Source organism: Pseudomonas sp. Pseusp49 (genome assembly GCF_059491875.1).
Genome location: NZ_CP168514.1, coordinates 2,411,272 through 2,430,751, shown reverse-complemented (window position 1 = coordinate 2,430,751; position 19,480 = coordinate 2,411,272). Strand labels below are relative to the sequence as shown.

The window sequence follows — 19,480 nt, the reverse complement described above, 5'->3', positions numbered from 1 at the left end:
CGCGATGAGGCCATCACTGCCAGCATCCCTGCTGCCTGACACACCGCCATCGCGGGCAAGCCCGCTCCCACAGTTGGTTTCTGTTGAACACAAATCTTGTATTCACCCAGATCCTTGTGGGAGCAACTGTCTTCCCCCTGCCACTCGTCACCGCCATTCGGTGCCGTCCCGCAACATGGCATTCAGCCTAATCAGTAAGACCCGCATGCAGGCGATGAGCGCGACTTTCGCGCTCTTGCCTCGCTCCCGAAGAGCGTCATAACGTGCCTTGAAGTCTGGCTGATGACGGATCACGACCCAGCAAGACATGTAAAGCGCACGTCTGACACGGGCTCTGCCTCCATAGATTTGACGTTTTCCGCTGTGATTGCCGCTGTCGTCGTTGTACGGCGCAATTCCCGCCAAGGCCGCCACTTCACGACGATCAAGCTCTCCCAATTCAGGCAGGTAAACCAGCAAGCTGGCTGTGGCCACCGTACCGATACCTTTAACGGAAATGAGTCGCTCGGCTTTTTCGGCATCCAGTTCATGCATGCTCTGATGGATGGTTTTATCGAGCTGCTTGATCTGCACTTGCAGGTAGTGAACAAGACCTTTGATCGCCTCGATAACAACGGGTAGCTGGACTTGCTGAAGCCGGCGCTTGTTGTCGTCTCGTTGCTGAACAAACTGCTCGCGCAACTGGATCAGCTCGCGCAGCGCTTCACGTTCCGGCGAAATGATCTTGTCGCGGGATGCATGCAGCACTTCAGCGAAGTCCGCCAGCACGGCCGCGTCGATGGGGTCGGTCTTGGCATTCTTGCCCATCGCCACGGCGAAGGCTCTGGCCCGGCGGGGATTGATTCTGAGCACGTTGAAGTCGGCGCCCTGCAGTGCCGCCATGACCTTGCTCTCGTAACCACCGGTGGCCTCCAGCAGAACCCGGCCAACCTCGTACCGGCTCAGGCGCTCAATCAGCTCAACAAAGCCTTCTGACGTATTGGGAAGGTCAAAACCTTCACCCTGAGGTTGAACCCATACAACCAGGTTTGATTTGGAGATATCGATGCCGACCCAGGAAATCATGGCAAAACCCTCTTACACTCAGGAGTGAGAGTGCTCTGGCTTTGCCCACGCTTGTGATTCGAGTGGCGCTCGTCCAACTGTTCGGGCTTATGGGCCAGAGTGGAAAGGTGGATGGCAGCTTGGCTCCCACACGTGCTTTTAGCACCGCGGACTCACAGCTTGCCATCCACCCCTCTCACCTCGAAGTCTATTCCTGGATCTAGACACAAGCGGGCTTGCCCGCGATGAGGCCATCACTGCCAACATCCCTGCTGCCTGACACTGCGCCATCGCGAGCAAACCCGCTCCCACAGTTGGCTTTTGTTGAACACAAATCTTGTATTCACCCAGATCCTTGTGGGAGCGGGCTTGCTCGCGATGAGGCCATCACTGCCAACATCCCTGCCGCCTGACACTGCGCCTTCGCGAGCAAGCCCGCTCCCACAGGTTATGCGGTGGGCGGTCACGCCGAGTCGAGCAGTTCGCGATGGGGTTTGCCATTGCCGCAACAGATCACGCGGTTACGCCCGGTGGTCTTGGCTTCGTACAGCGCATGATCGGCGTCGTTGAGCCAAAGCGTCGCGTCGGTGTGCGCCGGGTCGAATGACGCCAGGCCAATGCTCAGGCTGACTTTCAGCGCCGGACTCTGCTCGTAGCCCAGGGTGGCGAAGCGATCACGCAGGGCATCCATGAGCACCGCGGCGCGGTTCAGGGGCAGGTCCGGAAGGATCACGCAGAACTCGTCACCGCCGTAGCGCCCGGCCACATCGGTCGCTCGCAGGTTCTGCTTGAGCATCTTGCTCAACTGACGCAGGACGATATCACCGGCAACATGGCCGTAGGTGTCGTTGATGGCCTTGAAATGATCGATGTCGATCAGGGCAATCGCCCCGCCCTTTTGCTGGCGTTTACAGCGCTGGAACTCGACTTCCAGCTGGTCCTTCCAGGCACCATGGTTGAACAGGCCCGTCAGGCTGTCGGTGCGGCTCAGTGCCAGCAGTTCACGCTTCTGACGGCCGAGGGTATGGGCCTGGCGAAAGCAGATCCAGCCCAGCGCCAACGGATACAGGCACAGCAAGGGCAAACAGGCATAGAGCTGCAGCGGGCTGGTCGCCGGAATGAACGCCGGGGCGAAAATCTGCAAACCGACGCCTATGCCCAGCACTTGCGCGGCCGTCCCGGCCAGCAGGAAGCGCATGCCGCCGATGGCCACGTTGTTCATGGCCATCATGGAAATGGTGGTCGCGCTGGGCAGTGGATTGAAATGCATCGCGGCAATCCAGAAACCGCCGAGAAAGGCATCGATCAGCAGATTGCGGTGTTCGGCGTGATAAGGCTTTCTGGCCCGGCGCGCCCATTGATAAGCCACATGCGGCCAGACCAGGCCATTGAACCACATGAAACCCCAGACCCAGGGCGCCGGATCGAGTGGATACATCGCCGCGCTCACGCACACCAATCCCAGGGCCACCCCCAGGATTCGCGATGTATAGAGCCTCCTGGCCAATGAGAACGCCTTTCCTCCCGCTTTTTCCATAAGGCCTCTGTGCCACTCGACGGAATGCGATAACAGCCTGTGCCTGTGCGCTGGAGTCTATCAGGGCGAGATTAAATAGCCATCACCGGCTGGCGGGCTGAATATCGCGGCATCACCCTCGCATAAAAGCAAAAGCCTCACCCCGGAAACGGCTATACATGAAAGAAGGGGTTGATCAATGACCATAAGAGGAGGCCCATGCAGACCTTTCAAGTATTGATCATCGGCAGCGGGTTTGGCGGCCAATGTGCCGCAATCAATTTGCTCAAGGCCGGCATCGACGATTTTCGCCTGCTGGAGCGGCGGGATTTCTTCGGCGGCACCTGGTGCCAGAACACCTACCCCGGCGCGGCAGTCGACGTGCCCTCGCCGCTGTATTCGTTGTCTTTCGCGCCGTATCGCTGGACACAGATGTTCGCCGAGCAGGCCGAGCTGCATCGCTACACCCGCCATGTGGTGGAACACTTCGGCCTGCGCGACAAGGTGGAACTGGACGCGAATGTCGAGCGCATCGAATGGGACGACACCAACAAGCGCTGGACCGTCTACACCGCCGGCAAGGGCACGTATTGCGCGCAGTTCCTGATCAACGCGACCGGGCCGCTGAGCCAACCGGTGGTGCCGCACTTCGAGGGACAGGAGCGTTTTCAAGGTAAAACGTTTCACACCAACAACTGGGATCACGGCTACGACTATCGGGACAAACGCGTGGCCATCGTCGGCAGCGGCGCCAGTGCGGCCCAGGTGATACCGGCCATCGCCCCGGACGTCGGACACTTGCATGTGTTCCAGCGCACGCCCCACTGGGTATTGCCCCGGGCCGACCGCAGCTTTGGCCGTTTCCAGCGCTGGCTGCTGGGACTCAAGCCGGCCTACAAACTGCTGCGCTGGGGGATCTACTGGCAGTTCGAAACCCGGGTGATTGCCTTCAAGTATTCGAAGCCGGCGATACACTTGGTCCAGCGCCAGGCCCTGCGTTTTCTCAAACGCCAGGTGCCGGACGCCGAACTGCGGCGTCAACTGACGCCGGACTACACCATCGGCTGCAAACGGGTGATCCTGTCCAGCACGCTGTACCCGGCACTGGCGCGGCGCAACGTGACGCTGCACAGCCGCGAGCAAGGCATCGCCGCCATCGACGAAACCGGCATCGTTACCCTGGACGGCCAGCACATCGACCTGGACCTGATCGTCTGGTCCACCGGCTACGACGCCACCGACGGGGTGATTTCCTACCCGGTCACGGGAAAAAACGGCACCCGTCTCAAGGAGGTCTGGGCGCAATACCCTCGGGCCTACCTCGGCACCGCCCTGCCCGACTTTCCCAACCTGTTTATCGTCACCGGGCCGAACACCGGGATCGGCCACACCTCGGCGCTGTTCATCATCGAATCGCAGATGAACTACATCCTCGACTGCATTCGCACGTTGAAGGCTCAAGGTTTACGCAGCATCGAAGTTCGCCATGAGGCGGAACGTACCTACACTGAAATGATCCACCGGGAAATGGAACGCACCGTGTGGAAGTCCGGTGGTTGCCACAGTTGGTATCAAAGCAAGAGCGGTCATGTGATTGCGATGTTTCCGGGGTTCAGTTTCAGCTTTCATCGCTTGACCCGAGCGCTGAAACCCGCCGATCACATTTTGTCCTGAGCAGATAGAAGGGAGACGCGTGATGCTTTTGTTGTTCGTGGTTCTCGCAGTGTTCGTCGCCTGGAGCTGGCTGACCTACCCGGCCATCGGCTACTGGCTCTATGACTTGAGCATGGCGGCCGAGGCCAAGCTTTACCGGCTGCATAAAATCGTCGTGCCCATCCCCGAGATGACCGTCTCGACCTGGCAAGGCGGGCCGTACGAGGCCACCAGCAGCGTGCTGATGCTCCATGGCTTCAGCGCCGACAAGAACCTCTGGCTGCGTTTCGCCCGGCACTTTGTCGGCAGCCACCGGGTGATCATCCCGGACATCGCCGGCCATGGCGAAACCGGCTTCAAGGCGGGCGGCGGCTACGACATACCGTTGCAGGCCAAGCGCATGATCCAGCTGCTGGACGTGTGCGGCGTCGAGAAAGTCCATGTCATCGGCAACTCCATGGGTGGCTATATGGCGGCGTGGCTCGCGGCCAATTACCCGGAGCGCATTGTGTCCCTGGCCCTGATCGACCCAGCGGGGGTCACCTCGCCCGAGCCCAGTGACCTGGAGCGGCATTTGGCCAAGGGCCACAACCCGTTTCTGATTCATTCGCGGGAGGAGTTCCAGCGTTTCTACGCCATGACAATGGCGTCCCCTCCCTGGGTGCCGAAGCTCGTGCTCGATGCCGTGGCCCAGCGCTATGAACAGTCCCGCGAGGAGCTGGAGGAAATCTTCCGCGACTTCCGTGCCAGCCCGCCGATGGAACCCCACCTGCCCGACATCAGCGTCCCGTCGCTGTTGCTGTGGGGGCGCAAGGACCGGCTGATCGACGTCAGCAGCGTGGCGGTCTGGAGCAAGGGCATCGCCGACCTGCGCGTGTATATCTGGGACGCCATCGGGCACATGCCCATGGTGGAAGCGCCCTCCGGTTCGGCGCGCCTGTATCGGGAGTTTTTGGCATCGCTGCGCTCGGAGAGTCCACAGGATCAACGGCTGCACTAGGTTTGCAGTCCTTTGCAGAATGAAGTTCGTCAGAAACTTCGTTTGTCGGCGTCGCTGAAGGCTGCGATCTTTTGCCCATCCTTTACGTCACCGCGCCAGGAATCCTGTTCATGAACCACCCGAACTTCGTCAGCCCTGACCTGATCCGCCAACGCTTCTCCAAAGCGATGTCCGACATGTACCGCGAGGAAGTGCCGTTGTACGGCGCGTTGATGGAGCTGGTGGAGCAGACCAACCGTCACGTGCTGCACAGCGATCCGCAGATCCTGCAACAGCTCACCAGCACCGGCGAAATCGAGCGCCTGGACCTGGAGCGCCATGGGGCGATCCGCGTCGGCACGGCCGATGAACTGGCGACCCTCGCCCGCCTGTTCGCGGTGATGGGGATGCAACCGGTGGGTTACTACGACCTGACACCGGCCGGCGTGCCGGTGCATTCCACAGCGTTTCGCGCAGTGCATGAAGCGTCGTTGCAGGTCAGTCCGTTCCGGGTGTTCACCTCGCTGTTGCGCCTGGAGTTGATCGAAGACCTGGAGCTGCGAGCGTTCGCCCAGTCGATGCTCGACCGGCGCTCGATCTTCACCGCCAAAGCCCTCTCGCTCATCGAGCATGCCGAATCCGAGGGTGGCCTGACCGAACCGCAAGCCCTGGAGTTCGTCGAACAGGCCCTGGAAACCTTTCGCTGGCACCACAGCGCCACCGTCACCGCCGAGCAGTACCAGAAGCTCAGCGCCCAGCATCGGCTGATCGCCGACGTGGTGGCGTTCAAGGGCCCGCACATCAACCACCTGACGCCACGGACCCTGGACATCGACATCGTCCAGGCGCAAATGCCCGCCCATGGCATCACCCCCAAAGCGGTGATCGAAGGTCCGCCCCGCCGCCAGTGCCCGATCCTGCTGCGCCAGACCAGTTTCAAGGCCCTCGACGAGCCGATTGCCTTCACCGATCAGAACGAAGCTCGCGGCAGCCACAGTGCCCGCTTCGGCGAGATCGAACAGCGCGGTGCCGCCCTTACGCCCAAAGGCCGCGCACTGTACGACCGCTTGCTCAATGCCGCGCGGGACGAACTCAAGGACTTCCCCAACGAGGCCAACGCCGCGCGCTATAACGCCCTGATGGCGCAGCATTTCAGCGAGTTCCCCGACACCTGGGAAGGCATGCGCCAACAGGAGCTGGCTTACTTCCGCTACTTCGTGACGGAAAAAGGCCTGGCAGCGGGCGACCTGAAAAACGTTGCCCTGGACGACCTGCTCGGCAGCGGTTACCTGCGGGTTGAACCGCTGGTGTACGAAGACTTCCTGCCGGTCAGCGCGGCGGGGATTTTTCAGTCGAACCTGGGGGACGCGGCGCAAACCCGGTACGGCGTGCACTCCAATCAGCAGGCGTTCGAAAAGGCCTTGGGGCGTTCGACGATCGATGAATTGGCGTTGTATGCCGAGAGCCAGCGGCGCTCGATCGAGCAGTGTTTCGCGGCGTTGGCCGATGTTGAAAAAGGCTCTTCAAGCAATCCCGGGCAACACCGATAACGCAACACCTGTAGGAGCCAGCTTGCTGGCGATGGACTCAAGCGCGCCGCGTTCATCCAGTTCGCCCGCGTTATCGTTGACGACCATCGCTGGCAAGCCAGCTCCTACAGGGGACCGCGTTTATCCGGTTCATACGCGTTATCGTTAACGACCATCGCTGGCAGGCCAGCTCCTACAGGAGACCGTGCCCACGCTGAAATCCCAAAAAAAACGGGCGACCCGCAGGTCGCCCGTTTTTTTTATATCCGAAACTTTCAATACAACCAATAAAGTGTTCGCCCAGTGCGATGGCCTCGGCAATCCATGCACTGGTAAAGAGCCGTACACTGGGCGAACGGAAAGCATTTTAGTAGATGAGAATCAATATGTCCGCACTGCAAAGATGAAATTTATCGACACAATGTTTAAGGAAATGTCGACTTGATAACAACGCCGCACAACGCTTTAAACGCACCCGTTAAACGCTATGAGCTGATTATTTCTGTACAAGACTTCTACAAAAACAATCAGCCCATATAACTCAATTTCAGTGTTTGCTGGTCACTGTCAATATGTCGGTGTAAACCACGTTAACGCTTTGTCCAACTTTCAAGTCCTTGAGTTTGGCCTGGACTTCAGGTCGCTTGACGTCAACCGTCTTGGATTTTCCTTCCGGGTTTTCAAAAGTCACCTGGTGTTTTTTCAGGTCAATGTGGGTGATTTTCAGCTGCACTTTCACCTGGCGGTAAGCTTCGCCGCCGGGGTTGTCGCTACCGGGTGCCGCGCGCACTTCGCCGGTGGCTTCGGCAGTGCCCGGCAGGCCTTTGTCGACATCGGTGTCGAGGAAGGCGGCAACGGCGCTGGTGACCCTGATGTCGACTTTGTCGCCAGCCTTGAGGTTGTCGAGGTTTTTTGCCTTTTCGGTCAGCTGCACAGGGAACTCATTACCCTGCGGGCCTTTGAGGACCACGATACGGTTTGCGGTATCTACCGAAACGACTTGGGTGGCAACCTGATCGACCACCACAACTTCGGACAACGGGAGTTCGGCGGCAACCGCACCGAAACTGGCGGCAGACAACAAGGTGGCGAGGGTGATGGCTTTGGTCAGTGCGTGGCGTTTCATAGGCAGAACTTTCCCTGTGATGAATGACAACAGACGGCGTTGACGCAAAGCGCAATGCCATGTGTGCGATGAGCATAGACGCTGTTCAGCAAGTGGTCGCAGCAGGCCGCTGATTTTCTAATACCCGGTCATTTCCAGATAGCCGTTCCCTGCATGACTGCCACTGAGGCGTACCGGTCCCTCCCAATATGGAATGCGCAAGTCCATCCACGCCTGGGGATTGAGCGCGGTGATGACGATATCGAGCTGTCTGGAGGGGATCCTGATCGACCAGCGCACGGGCATCTCGCGCCCGACCACACTGGCTTTGTCTTGCGGTGTGAGGCTGATGTCGCCGGCGTGCAACAACTGTGTCTGCCCCCGGGCGTCGATCCAGGTGCCGGTGAGGTAAGGCTCGCCGTCTTTTTGCCGCATGCGATACAGCATCACCTGCTCGCCGCTGTCCAGGTGCAGGGAGAACCAGTCCCAACCGCTCTGGTTGGCCGTCAAGGGCTGGCTGCTCCATTCGCGGTCGAGCCAGGCCGGGCCACTGACCTGAAAGGTCTGGCCGTCGATTTCCAGGGTGCCGCCGGCCTGGAAAAACGGCTGGCTGTAGTAGTAAGAGGCCTGACCCTGTTCGGATTTCTGGCTGAACCCCTTGTCGCCTTGCAGCACCAGCGGACCTGTCGAGGTCAACCGCAGCCGGTAGCTGAAACGCTTGTCGCGGGCGCTGAGCAGCAGGTCGGCCAACGGATCCTCGGCTGTTGCCTGGCTGCTCAGTTGCCAGTCGTCGATCCATGCATTGAACGGCGCAACGCTGACACCAGCCTGACCGACGCCGCCACGGGCATAGCGTTCAGCCGCGTGATGCACCGTCGCCGACGTCACCGCCGCGTGACCGAGCCAGATCGTCTGGTTCTGCCAGCCTGCCCCCTCGGGGGTGGCTTTCAAGGCGCTGCGGAACAGCGTCCATTGCGCGCCGAACTCATGCCCCTGAGCGTCCTTCAGGTTGGCGGTGATGTACCACCATTCAATGCGATAGCCATCGTGCGGGCCGTGATCCGCCGGGAAGCTGAACTCCCGGCCGGGCACCACCTTGGTAAACGCAGCGGCCTGGTTGCCCAGCCCGGCAAACCCCTTTTCTACCGGCGCCGGTTGATCGCAGCCATTCAACAGCAGCACCAGCAGCGCCAGGAGCAAGACGCCGAGATTAATCTTCATGGGCATAGGTCCGCAGCAAGTCCGCCGGTTGCGTGCGGTACAAACGGAACAACGGCCAGGCCGAAGCCAGCAATGTCGCCACCAGCGCCAGGCCCATCAACTGCAACAGTTGCAACGGGAACACCCGCAACGGCAGGCGCCAGCCAAAGGCCTGCACATTGATCACCGTGTCCAGGCACCACGCCAGGGCGATGCCCAACGGCAACGCCAGCACCAGGGTCAGCAGCGCCAGCAACCAGGTCTGCCCCAGGTTGAGCAACATCAGATGCCGGCGCGTCACGCCCAGTGCCCATAGCGGCGCCAGTTGCCCGAGACGGTTCTGGCTTTGGGTCAGCAGGCTGATGAACAGCGCCACGCCGGCCACGCACAACGTCAGGCTATTGAGCGCAGCAGTGGCGGCGAAGGTGCGTTCGAAGACTTGCGTGGACCAGCCCTTGAGCCGCGCCTGATCGACGATGCGGCTGTCGTCCAGGGTAAAACGCGCCTGCAGCGCCGTGACGAACGCCGGGATCGATACCGGTTCGATGCGCAGGTTGAAGCGGTTCGGTGCCAGTTGCGGCCAGCCGCGCAGCAGGTGGTTGATATTGACCAGAATGTGGCCCTTGGGATTGCCGTAGTCGGCGTAGATCCCGACGATCCGTGGCGACCAGGGGCCAGTGGGCGTCGGCAGCGTCAGGTGGTCGCCCAGTTGCACCCGCAGGCGCCGGGCCAGTTGCTCGCTGAGCATCACCGCATCGTCCTTGGCCAGCCGTTCCCAAGGGTTGTCGCCCAGGGCTTCGAGCAACGGCCAGTGCTGCCGGTAGGTCGGGTGGTCGATGATCCCGGACAGGTCCGTCGGCCAGCCCTGCAACTGGATCGACACCTGCCAGTTGGGCAACACCACCGCCAGTTGCGGCTGCTGGTCGAGCCAGCCGTGCAGCTCCCTGGCCTGGGCCGGGTTCTGGGGGTTGAGGTAAAGCTCGGCCGTCAGCCGTTGCTCGAGCCAGTCGCTGAAGGTCTGGCGAAACCCTGCGGTCATGCTGCCGGCACCGATGTTTGCCGCCATGGCCAACAGCAGCGCCATCAACGCCAGGCTCAACGCCGGAAGTTGCTGGCGGCAATCGGCGACAAACCATTGGCCCAGTACCGAGCGGCTGCGCTGTGAAGCGAGACTGAGCAGCGAACTGAGCACCACCGGCAACGCCAGTGCGGCTGCGATCAACAGCGCCGCCATCAGCACGAAGCCACTGACCAGGCTGTCGCCGAGGTTCAGCGCCAGCAGCGCGATCACCCCGGCCATGGCCGCCACCCAAGCCTGGCGGCGCAACCAGCGTGCATGGGCCTGATGCCAGGCCTGCGGGTCGGCCAGCGCCAGCAATGGCAAACGCGCCGCCCGCAGCAGACTGTTGACACCGGCCAGCAATGCGCCGATCAGACTCAGGCCGATACCACTGAACCACCATGACAGGCCGAGGTTCAACTGCCCCGCCACTTCGGCACCATACAAGCCACGCAGGCTGGCGGCGACATCCGGCAACAGCACGGCGGCCAGCAGGTAGCCGCTGACCACCCCGGCCGCCCCGCCGACCAGGGCCAACCCACCCAATTCGACGGCGAGACAGGCGATCAGCATGCGCGCACTCACCCCACAGGCACGCAGGGTCCGCAGCAAACCCCGGCGTTGCTCCAGCGCCAGCCCGATGGCGGCGTGCACGATAAACAGGCCGACCACGAACGACAGCACCCCCAAGGCCGCAAGGTTCAGGTGAAAACTTTCGGTCAGGCGTGTGAGGTTGTTTTCTTCGCCGGCACTCTTGAGTTGCAGTTGGCCCTGGAAGGCCTGCGGCAGCGGCGCAGTGAAATCCTTCGGTAGCAGCAGGCGCGACAGTTGATCCGGCAACCCCAGGATCTGCTGGGCAAAACCGATGTCCACCAGCAGCACACCGGGCGCCATGTCGGCCTGCACCTGCAGCGGCGGCAGTGCCACGCCCGCCAGGTTCAGTGGCCGGTCACCTTCGCGCAAGCCCAGTGCCTGCAAGGTTTGCGACGATATCCAGGTACTGCCTGGCGGGCTGAAAAAGCCGACCACCTGCTCGATCGCCAAGGCCTGCCCCGCCACCGCCGCGCCCGCCGGCAGCGACACCGGCTCGATGCCCATCAACTGCAGGCGCTGTTCTTCATGCCCCTTGAGCGTGACCCGGCCCTGCAGTACCGGTGACACAGGCCACCCCGCGCGGCGCAGATCGACAAACCATTGCTGTGGGAAGGTGCCGCCACCGGGCGCACTGAGACTGGCCTGCGGTTCGCCGCCGATCAATTGACTGGCGCGGGCATAGCTGTCGCGGGCCTGGCTGTTGAGTGCCTGGACGCCGGTCAACAGGCCGGTGGCCAGCCACAACCCGGTCAGCACGCTGAAAAACTGCACCGGATGCTGCCGCCAGTGGCTGAGCAGCGCGCGCAGGGTCTGGCCAAAGATGCTCATGTCAGCGCTCGCCCACACCGGCCAGGCGACCACCGCACAGCAAAGCCTTTTCCGCCAGCCGCGCCGCCACGCCGGGACTGTGGGTGACCATCAGCAGGCTGGTGGGACTGTCGTCGAGCAGCTCCAGCAGCAACTGCAACACCTCGGCGCCGGTGGTCTCATCGAGGCTGCCAGTGGGTTCGTCGGCCAGCAGCAATGGCGGGCGCGACGCCAGCGCCCGACCCAGCGCGACCCGTTGCTGCTGGCCGCCGGACAGTTGCTCGGGGTAGCGCCGCAACAGCTCGCCCAGGCCCAGGCGCCGCACCAGATGGGCTTGCCAGCGTGGGTCATGACGCCCGGCCAGACGCGCCTGAATCGCCAGGTTGTCTTCGACCCGCAGGCTGCCGATCAGGTTGAATTGCTGGAACACCAGGCCGATTTCCGTTCGGCGCCAGCTCGCCAGTTGCCCTTCGTTCATCTGTTCCAGGCGATGCCCGCCACTGCGGATGCTGCCGCGATCGACCCGGTCCAGCCCGGCGATCAGGTGCAGCAAAGTGCTTTTGCCACTGCCCGACTCGCCCATCAACGCCAGGCTGCTGCCGGGCCTGAGCGTCAGGTCGACGCCTTGCAGCACCGGCAGCGGCCCCTGCGGTGTGGCGTAGCTTTTGAAAACGCCATGGACTTCAAGCATGGGTCAACCTGCTGGGTATGCGTGGCTCAAGGATAGCGGCCCTGAATGTTTTTTGTCCGTTGCCGATGATCGCCCTGCCCGTGCCCCGCCCTACCCTCGAAGCTGGTCTAGCCATAACGATAAAAAACGGAGACGCCATGCCTCGTTTCACCTTGAGCCCTCGTGGGCTGCTCGCTTGCCTCATCACCACCTGCCTGGCGCAAGCGGTGGTCGCCGCCGATGCACCGGTCGCGGCCAGCCCGCAAACCTCGGCCAGTAACGCCGCCGTCCTGAAACAACTGCCCTTCACCGACCGCACTGACTACGAGTCGGTCACCAAGGGCTTGATCGCGCCCTTCAAGGGCCAGGTCAAGGACGCCTCGGGCAAGGTCATCTGGGACATCCAGGCCTATGACTTCCTCGCCAAGGACCAGGCCCCGGAGTCAGTCAACCCGAGCCTATGGCGCCTGGCCCAGCTCAGCGCCCATGCCGGATTGTTCGAAGTCAGCCCTCGGCTGTATCAGGTGCGCGGCCTCGACCTGGCAAACATGACCATCATCGAAGGCGACGACGGGCTGATCATCATCGACCCCTTGACCATGGCCGAAACCGCCAAGGCGGCGCTGGAGCTGTACTACCAGAACCGCCCGCACAAACCGGTGGTGGCGGTGATCTACAGCCACACCCATGTCGACCACTTCGGTGGCGTGCGCGGGGTCATCGACGAAGCCGACGTCAAGGCCGGCAAGGTCAAGGTGTTCGCCCCCGCCGGGTTCATGGAACACGTGATGAGCGAGAACGTCTACGCCGGCAACGCCATGAGCCGCCGCGCGCAGTTCCAGTTCGGCAGCCTGCTGCCCCGTGGCGAAAAAGGCCAGGTCGATGCCGGCCTGGGCAAGAGCACACCGAGCGGCGGCACCGTCACCCTGATCCCGCCCACCGACCTGATCGACAAGGCACTGGAGACCCGCACCATCGCCGGCCTCGAAGTGGAATTCCAATTGACCCCGGGCACCGAGGCGCCCGCGGAAATGAACCTGTACCTGCCGCAGTTGCGCGCCTTGTGCATGGCGGAAAACGCCACGCAAATGATGCACAACATCCTCACCCCGCGCGGCGCGCAAGTGCGGGACGCCAAGGCCTGGGCCGAGTACCTGGACGGCAGCCTGGCGCGATACGGTGACAAGAGCGACGTGCTGTTCGCCCAGCACAACTGGCCGACCTGGGGCGGCGAACGCATCCGCACCTTCCTCGCCGACCAGCGCGACATGTACGCCTTCCTCAATGACCGCACCCTGCACCTGCTGAACCAGGGCCTGACGCCGCTGGAAATCGCCGACTCGATCAAGAAACTGCCCGGCAGCCTGGACCAGAAGTGGTACACCCGTGGCTACTACGGCTCGCTGAGCTTCAACACCCGTGCGGTGTATCAGCGTTACATGGGTTTCTATGACGGCAACCCGGCCAACCTCAATCCGCTGCCTCCTGTGGAGACGGCGAAGTACACGGTCGAAGCCATGGGTGGCGAAGCCGCGGTACTGGAGAAAATGCTCGCGGCGATGACCAAGGGTGAGTACCGCTGGGCCGCGCAACTGGGCAATCAATTGCTGTTCGCCAACCCGGACAACGGCGACGCGCGCAAAGCCCAGGCCGAGGCGCTGGAGCAGATGGGCTATCAAAGCGAAAACGCCACCTGGCGCAACATGTACCTGACCGGCGCCATGGAACTGCGCAACGGCGTACCACCCCATGCAGGCACTTCGGTGTCGGTCGACATGGTACGGGCGATGAGCCCGCAGATGTTCTTCGACTTCCTGGCCGTGCGTCTGGACAGCGAAAAGGCCGCAGGCCATGACCTGACCCTGAACTGGACCTTCGAGGACCTGAACCAGGACTTCAACCTGACCCTGCGCAACGGCGTGCTGACCCACCGCGCCGGCCTCAACGCCCAGGCGGATGCTGGCGTGACCATGAGCAAGGCCACCCTGGAACAGATCAGCCTCAAGCAACTGGACATCCCCACGGCGATCCAGAAAGGCCTGATCAAGTTGCAAGGCAATGGCAAGAAGCTTGGAGAGTTGATGACCAGCCTCGATACGTTTGCGCCGCAGTTCAATATCGTTACCCCGTGAAACCGCTTTCGCGAGTTGGCTCTCATACTGGCTCTGTGTCGTTCACACATGCTGTGAACATCACTGATCCCTGAGGGGCGGCATGGATTTTTACGGGTGTACATATCCATTTCTGCGGTAACGGCTGCTAATGGTTCCGCCCTTACGGCGGGTCACTTTCGAAAAGCGCGAAAGTAACCAAAGCGCTTTGCCCCTGACGTTCGGTGCCTCGCCTAGGCTCGGCATCCCCTCGCTCCGGTCCTGCTCCGTGGGCCCGCCGCCATCGGCCATCCATGGCCGGCGGCGGCTAACCCGGCATCCATGCCGGGTTGCCCACTACGCAGAACCTCCGCTCGGCCTCACGAGGGGGCGTACACCGCAACAACGCCCGAGGCGGCCTACCGGCCGACCTGTTTTTTGGTGTGGCTCACTGCAAAATTTCGGTTAACCGACAGACCGCCATCGCGAGCAAGCTCGCTCCCACAGAAGAGCAAAGGCAGAGCGGCGTACACCCCGCTTTTCACCACTCATCAGGTCGAGCGTTAGCTCGCCTGCAGCTTTTGATCTACCCGCCCCCTCGGCAGGCTGAGCGGAGGTGTTCATCCGGGGACAGGCGCGCAGCGCCGTTCGACGCAGTCGAACTCATTGCATGTAGGTCGAAGCGAAGCCGACCGGAGGGCAATGCCCCCGGATGAATACCGCAGCGAAGGAACCCCGAGCCTCAGCGAGGGGCCGTACGTTCGGGGCGAGCGTTTTTTGCTTCCTTTTTTAGGCGCTTGTAAAAAAGGGAGTCGCCGTAAGGGCGAAACCGCCAGCCGCCGTTACCGAAGAAACGGATATGTACACAGCCAACAAAAGACAGGTCGCCTGACACTCCGCCTTCGCGAGCAAGCCCGCTCCCACAGGGATCCAGGTTGTCCACAACAGGTGTGAACGACACAAATCCAATGCAGGAGCGCGACTCAGACAGACACCACCTCAACCACCGGCATTTGCCAGCGCTGATTGACCACCTGCTGCCCCGGCCCATACAGGCGCAAGACCAGGGTGAACGCCCCGCTCGCCGGCGTCGGCAACCAGTTGCTCTGCTCCGGCGGCGTGGCGTTCTGCAGGATCAACGTCAGCCCACCGTCCGGATCCGCTTGCAAACGATCCCGGCTGCTGAGGCAGTAACGATTGATCGGGTTGGCCACCAGTTGCCGATCCGGCAAGTCATACAAGGTCAGCGACCAGAACTCGCTGGCGGGCGGCAATTGACCCGGTGCGAAACGCAGGCGATAGCTTCGCCCGCCCTGCAAGGGTTGCCCCTGATTATCCACACGAGTGCCGGTGTAGAAGGCCTCCTCCACACTGTTGCCGTAAATCCCGACATTCGCCGCAACAGCGCGGTTGAGGTAATTGCCGTCCATCGCTTGGCGAGTGCCGAACAGGCCGAGGGTGGTACGCACCTGGCTCACCGCCGTTTGCAATTGCGCCTGGGCGTCCTGAATCCCGGCGAGCAGTGCCTGGCGTATGGCTGGCGGCAACGTCGCCGGGTCGAAGCCCTGGCCGGGCACGATGCCGATCCGCGCAAAGCGTGCGCGCAGGGCTTGCTCGGACGGTTGCGTCGGACACAGGCTGAGGATCTGGTTCAACACCGGGATAAACTCAAGCCCCAACCCGGTCTTGCTGTCCCAGGGGTGCCAGTCAATGGCTGGCGCAGCCACGGGCGGTGCACTGCCAATGTATTCATGCAACGAACGCAACTCGTATTGCTGCTGCAAGGCACGCACCGCCGGCAGGTCCCCGGCGTTTTTCAGGCCCGTTCTGCCAAGCACCATGACGATTTCGGTTTCGCTGCGCAGCACGGCCGTGACACCGTCCGGTATCTGTCCTTGCCAGCCGGGTCCGGCGATCAGGTAGTTTCCCGCCTCGCGCCCGGTGCTGAGCACGCCGACATAGGCAAAGTTATGGGTGTATTGGTCGACCAGTTGAAGCACGTAATAGCGGTCGTCAGGCACGGCCGGCACACTCAACACTTGCGGCTCGCTGCGCAGGTCGAGCCAGGCCCAGGAGTACGGCGTGTCGTTGTTCGGCGTGACGATTTCGCGGTTGTTCGGGGTGTACAACTCGCTGTAATGGCGAAAGCGATTGAAGCCGCCGACGTACTCCGGCGCAGACGCGTTGAGCGCCTGTTTTTCCATGGTCTGGTAATGCATGAGCATGGGGTACGCGTAAATCCACGCCTCTTTGGCAATCTGCCGAAAGTCATCGGAATCAGCGGCCAGCAACCAGCGCGGAAACATCAGGCTGCCTCCCAATACCCCCATGCAGCCCAACACCCGGCGGCGACTGAAAATCAGGTTCATGATTCGATCCTCGCAATCGTCGGCAACTGATAACTCCCGTCCAGTGCCCCGCCCTTGGGCAGGTACAGGCGCAACAGCAGGTTGAACGGACCTTGCGGCGTCGGCAGCCAGTTGCCCTGCGGTGCATCCTTGGGCGCATCGGCTTGCAGGATCAGGGTCAAGCCGCCGTCGGCATCGTATTGTAGACCAGGGCTGCGGTCGCCCAGGGCATAACGCTGGATCGGGTTGGCGGCGAGCAGTTGGGTTTTGCCGTCATACAAGGTCAGCGACCAGAACGCATTCACCGGCGGCAATTGCCCGGCGGGGAAATGCAGGCGATAGGCGTGCTGGCCGCTGAGCATCTGCCCCTGGGCATCGTGCAGCGCCATCGGGTACAGCGCTTCCAGCGCATCGTTGGCGTAGATGTAGCGCCAGGCGACCGCGGCACGGGTCAGGTCGTCGTCGCCGAACTTGCCGACGTTGGGCGGCGACGGCAACCAGCCCTGCTGTTCCACCGACAGCTGGCTGGACGCTGCGCGCACTTGCTCGCGACCGGCTTCGGCGCCTTGGGCGACGGCTTCGAGCAAATCCGCCGGCGCCTGGAATGTGGCGCCCGGCTTCACACCGATGGCGGCGAAACGGGCCAGCTTTTCCTGCTCGCTGGCGCTCCATTGGTGCAGCGGCGCCAGGGCGTTGAAGGTGCTGAACAGCGCCTGCGCCGGCCCCTGTTTGGTGTCCATATACGCTGGAAGCTGCAGTGCAGCCAAGGGTTCAGGCGCCGCGCCGCCGCTCACGGTGGACAGTGCTTGCAAAGCGTAGCCCTTGAGCACTTGAGCGGCGTCTTTCTGATCCGCTTCGCCCTTGACCTCGGTGCGCCCCAACAGGAACACCAGGCGGCTCGGCGAGCGAATCACGCCGCTGAAACCCGATGGCGCTTCACCCTTCCAGTCCGGCCCGGCGATCAGGTAGCGCCCCGCTTTATCACCCGTGGCGCGGGTGCCGATGTAGTCGAGGTTGCCGGTGCGCATGTCGACCAGTTGAAAGCTGTAGTAGCGCCCCTGCACGGCCGGCACGTCCAGCACCATCGGTTCGCTGCGCAAATCAAGCAGGGCTCGGGAATAGAAGGTGTCGTTGTTCGGTGACACCACTTTGTTGTCCTGCGGGCCGAGCAAGCGCGGTTCGCTGTAGAGCCGGTTGAACGGCAGCTTCGCGGCAATGGCGCTGAGCACTTTGTCGTGCTCGACGGTGGCGTAGGCGAATACGTAGGCCTCCTGGGCCAGTGCCTTCGCCTGGGGTTGATCGAGGGTTGCAGCGTGAACGGTACCCAGGCTTGCGCCCAGGGCAAGAGCGGATATCCAGTAGCGCACGGTAGATCTCCTTTAGATAAACATCGGCACACACAGATCCCTGTGGGAGCGGCGATGCGGCGACCCGACTTGCTCGCGAAAGCGGTGTGTCAGCCAACATTGATGGCGACTGACACGACGCCTTCGCGAGCAAGCCCGCTCCCACAATGGGTTTGCGGTGGTTTGGCGAAGGGTTACTTGGCCCAGCGCCGCAGGTCCGACGGGGTGTAGTCGTCGGTCTTGGCGGCGAAGCCCACGCGCATCGGTTCGGTCTCTTCGTTGGCCAGGCCGCCGGCGTAGTAGCGTCCGGAGATCAGGTCGTAGGAGGTTTCCAGTACGTTGTAGGTGAAGCCGTGGTCGTACTGCTGAATCGCATGCAGTTCACCGCTGCGCCACAGTTCACCGCGGCTGTCGTACTGGTCCGACTGGGCGATCTGCCAACTGTCCTCGTCCACATAGAAACGGCGCTTGGCGTAGATGTGCCGGGCACCCGGCTTGAGGGTCGCTTCCACCACCCACACCCGATGCTTCTCGTAGCGGGCCAGGTCCTGGTTGACGTGGTTGGGCTTGATCACGGCGTCGTACTTGAGGTCGCGGCTGCCGATCTTGTAGCTGTTGTAAGGAATGAACAGCTCTTGCTTGCCCACCAGTTTCCAGTCGAAACGGTCCGGCGCGCCGTTGTAGCCATCGACGTTGTCGGCGGTGATCAGGCCATTGCTGTAACGGGCGCTGTTGTCGTAGGCGATCATCGGCGCACGCCGCACGCGACGCTGGCCCGGCAGGTATTGCCAGGCCGAACGCGGCTCGGCGACCTGGTCGACCGGTTCATGCACCAGCACCGCCTCGCCGGACAAACGCGCCGGCTCCAGGACCCGACTCTTGAACATGAACAGGATGTTGGAGCCTGGCTCCAGTCCGCCCACGGTGTCGGCAAAGTTGATCAGCGACTGGTTGCGCACGTAGCTGGTGGCGCCGTTTTCACGCACCAGCGCGGCGCTGCTGATGCGCTCGTAGCTGCCGCCGCGATAACGGGTCATGTGGTTCCACATCACCTCCAGGCCTTCGGTGGGCAACGGAAACGGAATACCCCTGGCGTAGTCATGCAAGCCGTTGCCGCCATCGGCCATGCTGGTCTTGGCCACGTTGTCGCGGCTTGCCGCCAGCACCTCCTTGGGCAGGTTGGCGCTGCGATGGGTCGGGTAGATGTTCATTTTGTAAGTGTCGGGAAAACGCTTGAACAACGCGATTTGCCCGGGGCTGAGAAACTTCTCGTACTGCGCCACATTCTTCGCCGTGACGGTGAACAAGGGCTTCTCGGCCGCATAAGGGTCGCTATAGCCGCCCTTGCTGTCGACGGTGCCGGCGTTGCTCGCCAGGCCACCGGTCCAGGCCGGAATGCTGCCGTCGGCATTGGCCGCCATTTCCGAGCCCATGGGGGTCAGGGTCTTGCCCAGGGCTGCCGAATCGGTGCCTTTGGCCTGAGCCAGGCCGACGGTGCAGGCCAGGGCCAGCACGCACAATTGCATACGCATAACGGTT

At 62.2% G+C, this 19,480-nt stretch carries 13 protein-coding genes; 4 read left to right on the top strand and 9 right to left on the bottom strand.

Annotation, left to right across the window (positions count from 1 at the left end; all coding sequences use genetic code 11):
* Positions 1 to 147 precede the first annotated feature (147 nt).
* A complete protein-coding gene (locus ACEN83_RS11040; protein WP_495578386.1) occupies positions 148 to 1,065 on the bottom strand; it encodes an IS110 family transposase in 918 nt (305 codons plus the stop codon).
* A 442-nt stretch (positions 1,066 to 1,507) separates the two neighbouring features.
* On the bottom strand, positions 1,508 to 2,581 hold the full coding sequence (locus tag ACEN83_RS11035) for a diguanylate cyclase (protein WP_007975766.1): 1,074 nt from the start codon (positions 2,579 to 2,581) through the stop codon (positions 1,508 to 1,510).
* A gap of 198 nt (positions 2,582 to 2,779) precedes the next feature.
* On the opposite strand from ACEN83_RS11035, the gene ACEN83_RS11030 reads away from it, so the two are divergent.
* The 3 genes from ACEN83_RS11030 (at position 2,780) to hglS (ending at position 6,742) form a co-directional block, all read left to right on the top strand.
* Positions 2,780 to 4,234, top strand: a complete 1,455-nt coding sequence (locus tag ACEN83_RS11030) for a flavin-containing monooxygenase (protein WP_495580268.1) — start codon at positions 2,780 to 2,782, stop codon at positions 4,232 to 4,234.
* A gap of 22 nt (positions 4,235 to 4,256) precedes the next feature.
* Positions 4,257 to 5,213 (top strand): alpha/beta fold hydrolase, encoded by a 957-nt coding sequence (locus tag ACEN83_RS11025; protein WP_116582588.1) that lies wholly within the window; start codon positions 4,257 to 4,259, stop codon positions 5,211 to 5,213.
* A gap of 110 nt (positions 5,214 to 5,323) precedes the next feature.
* Complete coding sequence (gene hglS / locus ACEN83_RS11020; protein WP_495580267.1) at positions 5,324 to 6,742, top strand: 2-oxoadipate dioxygenase/decarboxylase HglS; 1,419 nt, start codon at positions 5,324 to 5,326, stop codon at positions 6,740 to 6,742.
* 526 nt (positions 6,743 to 7,268) lie between these two features.
* On the opposite strand, the gene ACEN83_RS11015 is transcribed toward hglS, so the two are convergent.
* The 4 genes from ACEN83_RS11015 to ACEN83_RS11000 all read right to left on the bottom strand — a co-directional run bounded on the left by ACEN83_RS11015 (position 7,269) and on the right by ACEN83_RS11000 (position 12,178).
* Positions 7,269 to 7,847 carry a hypothetical protein gene (locus ACEN83_RS11015; RefSeq protein ID WP_116582590.1) on the bottom strand — a complete coding sequence of 193 codons (579 nt, stop codon included), beginning with the start codon at positions 7,845 to 7,847 and terminating at the stop codon, positions 7,269 to 7,271.
* Between the two features lie 117 nt (positions 7,848 to 7,964).
* Positions 7,965 to 9,047, bottom strand: a complete 1,083-nt coding sequence (locus ACEN83_RS11010) for a lipocalin-like domain-containing protein (protein ID WP_495580266.1) — start codon at positions 9,045 to 9,047, stop codon at positions 7,965 to 7,967.
* Positions 9,037 to 11,508 (bottom strand): ABC transporter permease, encoded by a 2,472-nt coding sequence (locus tag ACEN83_RS11005; protein WP_495580265.1) that lies wholly within the window; start codon positions 11,506 to 11,508, stop codon positions 9,037 to 9,039. The genes ACEN83_RS11010 and ACEN83_RS11005 overlap by 11 nt, the downstream gene beginning before the upstream one ends.
* Position 11,509: 1 nt before the next feature.
* The gene (locus tag ACEN83_RS11000; protein WP_495580264.1) at positions 11,510 to 12,178 is read right to left on the bottom strand and encodes an ABC transporter ATP-binding protein; all 669 of its coding nucleotides are present in this window, start codon (positions 12,176 to 12,178) and stop codon (positions 11,510 to 11,512) included.
* A gap of 137 nt (positions 12,179 to 12,315) precedes the next feature.
* Here ACEN83_RS11000 and ACEN83_RS10995 point away from each other — a divergent pair, with 137 nt between their 5' ends.
* Complete coding sequence (locus ACEN83_RS10995; protein WP_495580263.1) at positions 12,316 to 14,289, top strand: alkyl/aryl-sulfatase; 1,974 nt, start codon at positions 12,316 to 12,318, stop codon at positions 14,287 to 14,289.
* A 941-nt stretch (positions 14,290 to 15,230) separates the two neighbouring features.
* Here ACEN83_RS10995 and ACEN83_RS10990 read toward each other — a convergent pair.
* From ACEN83_RS10990 to ACEN83_RS10980, 3 genes are all read right to left on the bottom strand, one after another.
* Positions 15,231 to 16,616 carry a DUF1254 domain-containing protein gene (locus ACEN83_RS10990; protein WP_495580262.1) on the bottom strand — a complete coding sequence of 462 codons (1,386 nt, stop codon included), beginning with the start codon at positions 16,614 to 16,616 and terminating at the stop codon, positions 15,231 to 15,233.
* Positions 16,613 to 17,962 carry a DUF1254 domain-containing protein gene (locus ACEN83_RS10985; protein WP_495580261.1) on the bottom strand — a complete coding sequence of 450 codons (1,350 nt, stop codon included), beginning with the start codon at positions 17,960 to 17,962 and terminating at the stop codon, positions 16,613 to 16,615. The genes ACEN83_RS10990 and ACEN83_RS10985 overlap by 4 nt, the downstream gene beginning before the upstream one ends.
* A gap of 173 nt (positions 17,963 to 18,135) precedes the next feature.
* Positions 18,136 to 19,473, bottom strand: coding sequence for a DUF1329 domain-containing protein (locus ACEN83_RS10980; RefSeq protein WP_495580260.1), 1,338 nt, complete (start codon positions 19,471 to 19,473; stop codon positions 18,136 to 18,138).
* Positions 19,474 to 19,480: the final 7 nt, after the last annotated feature.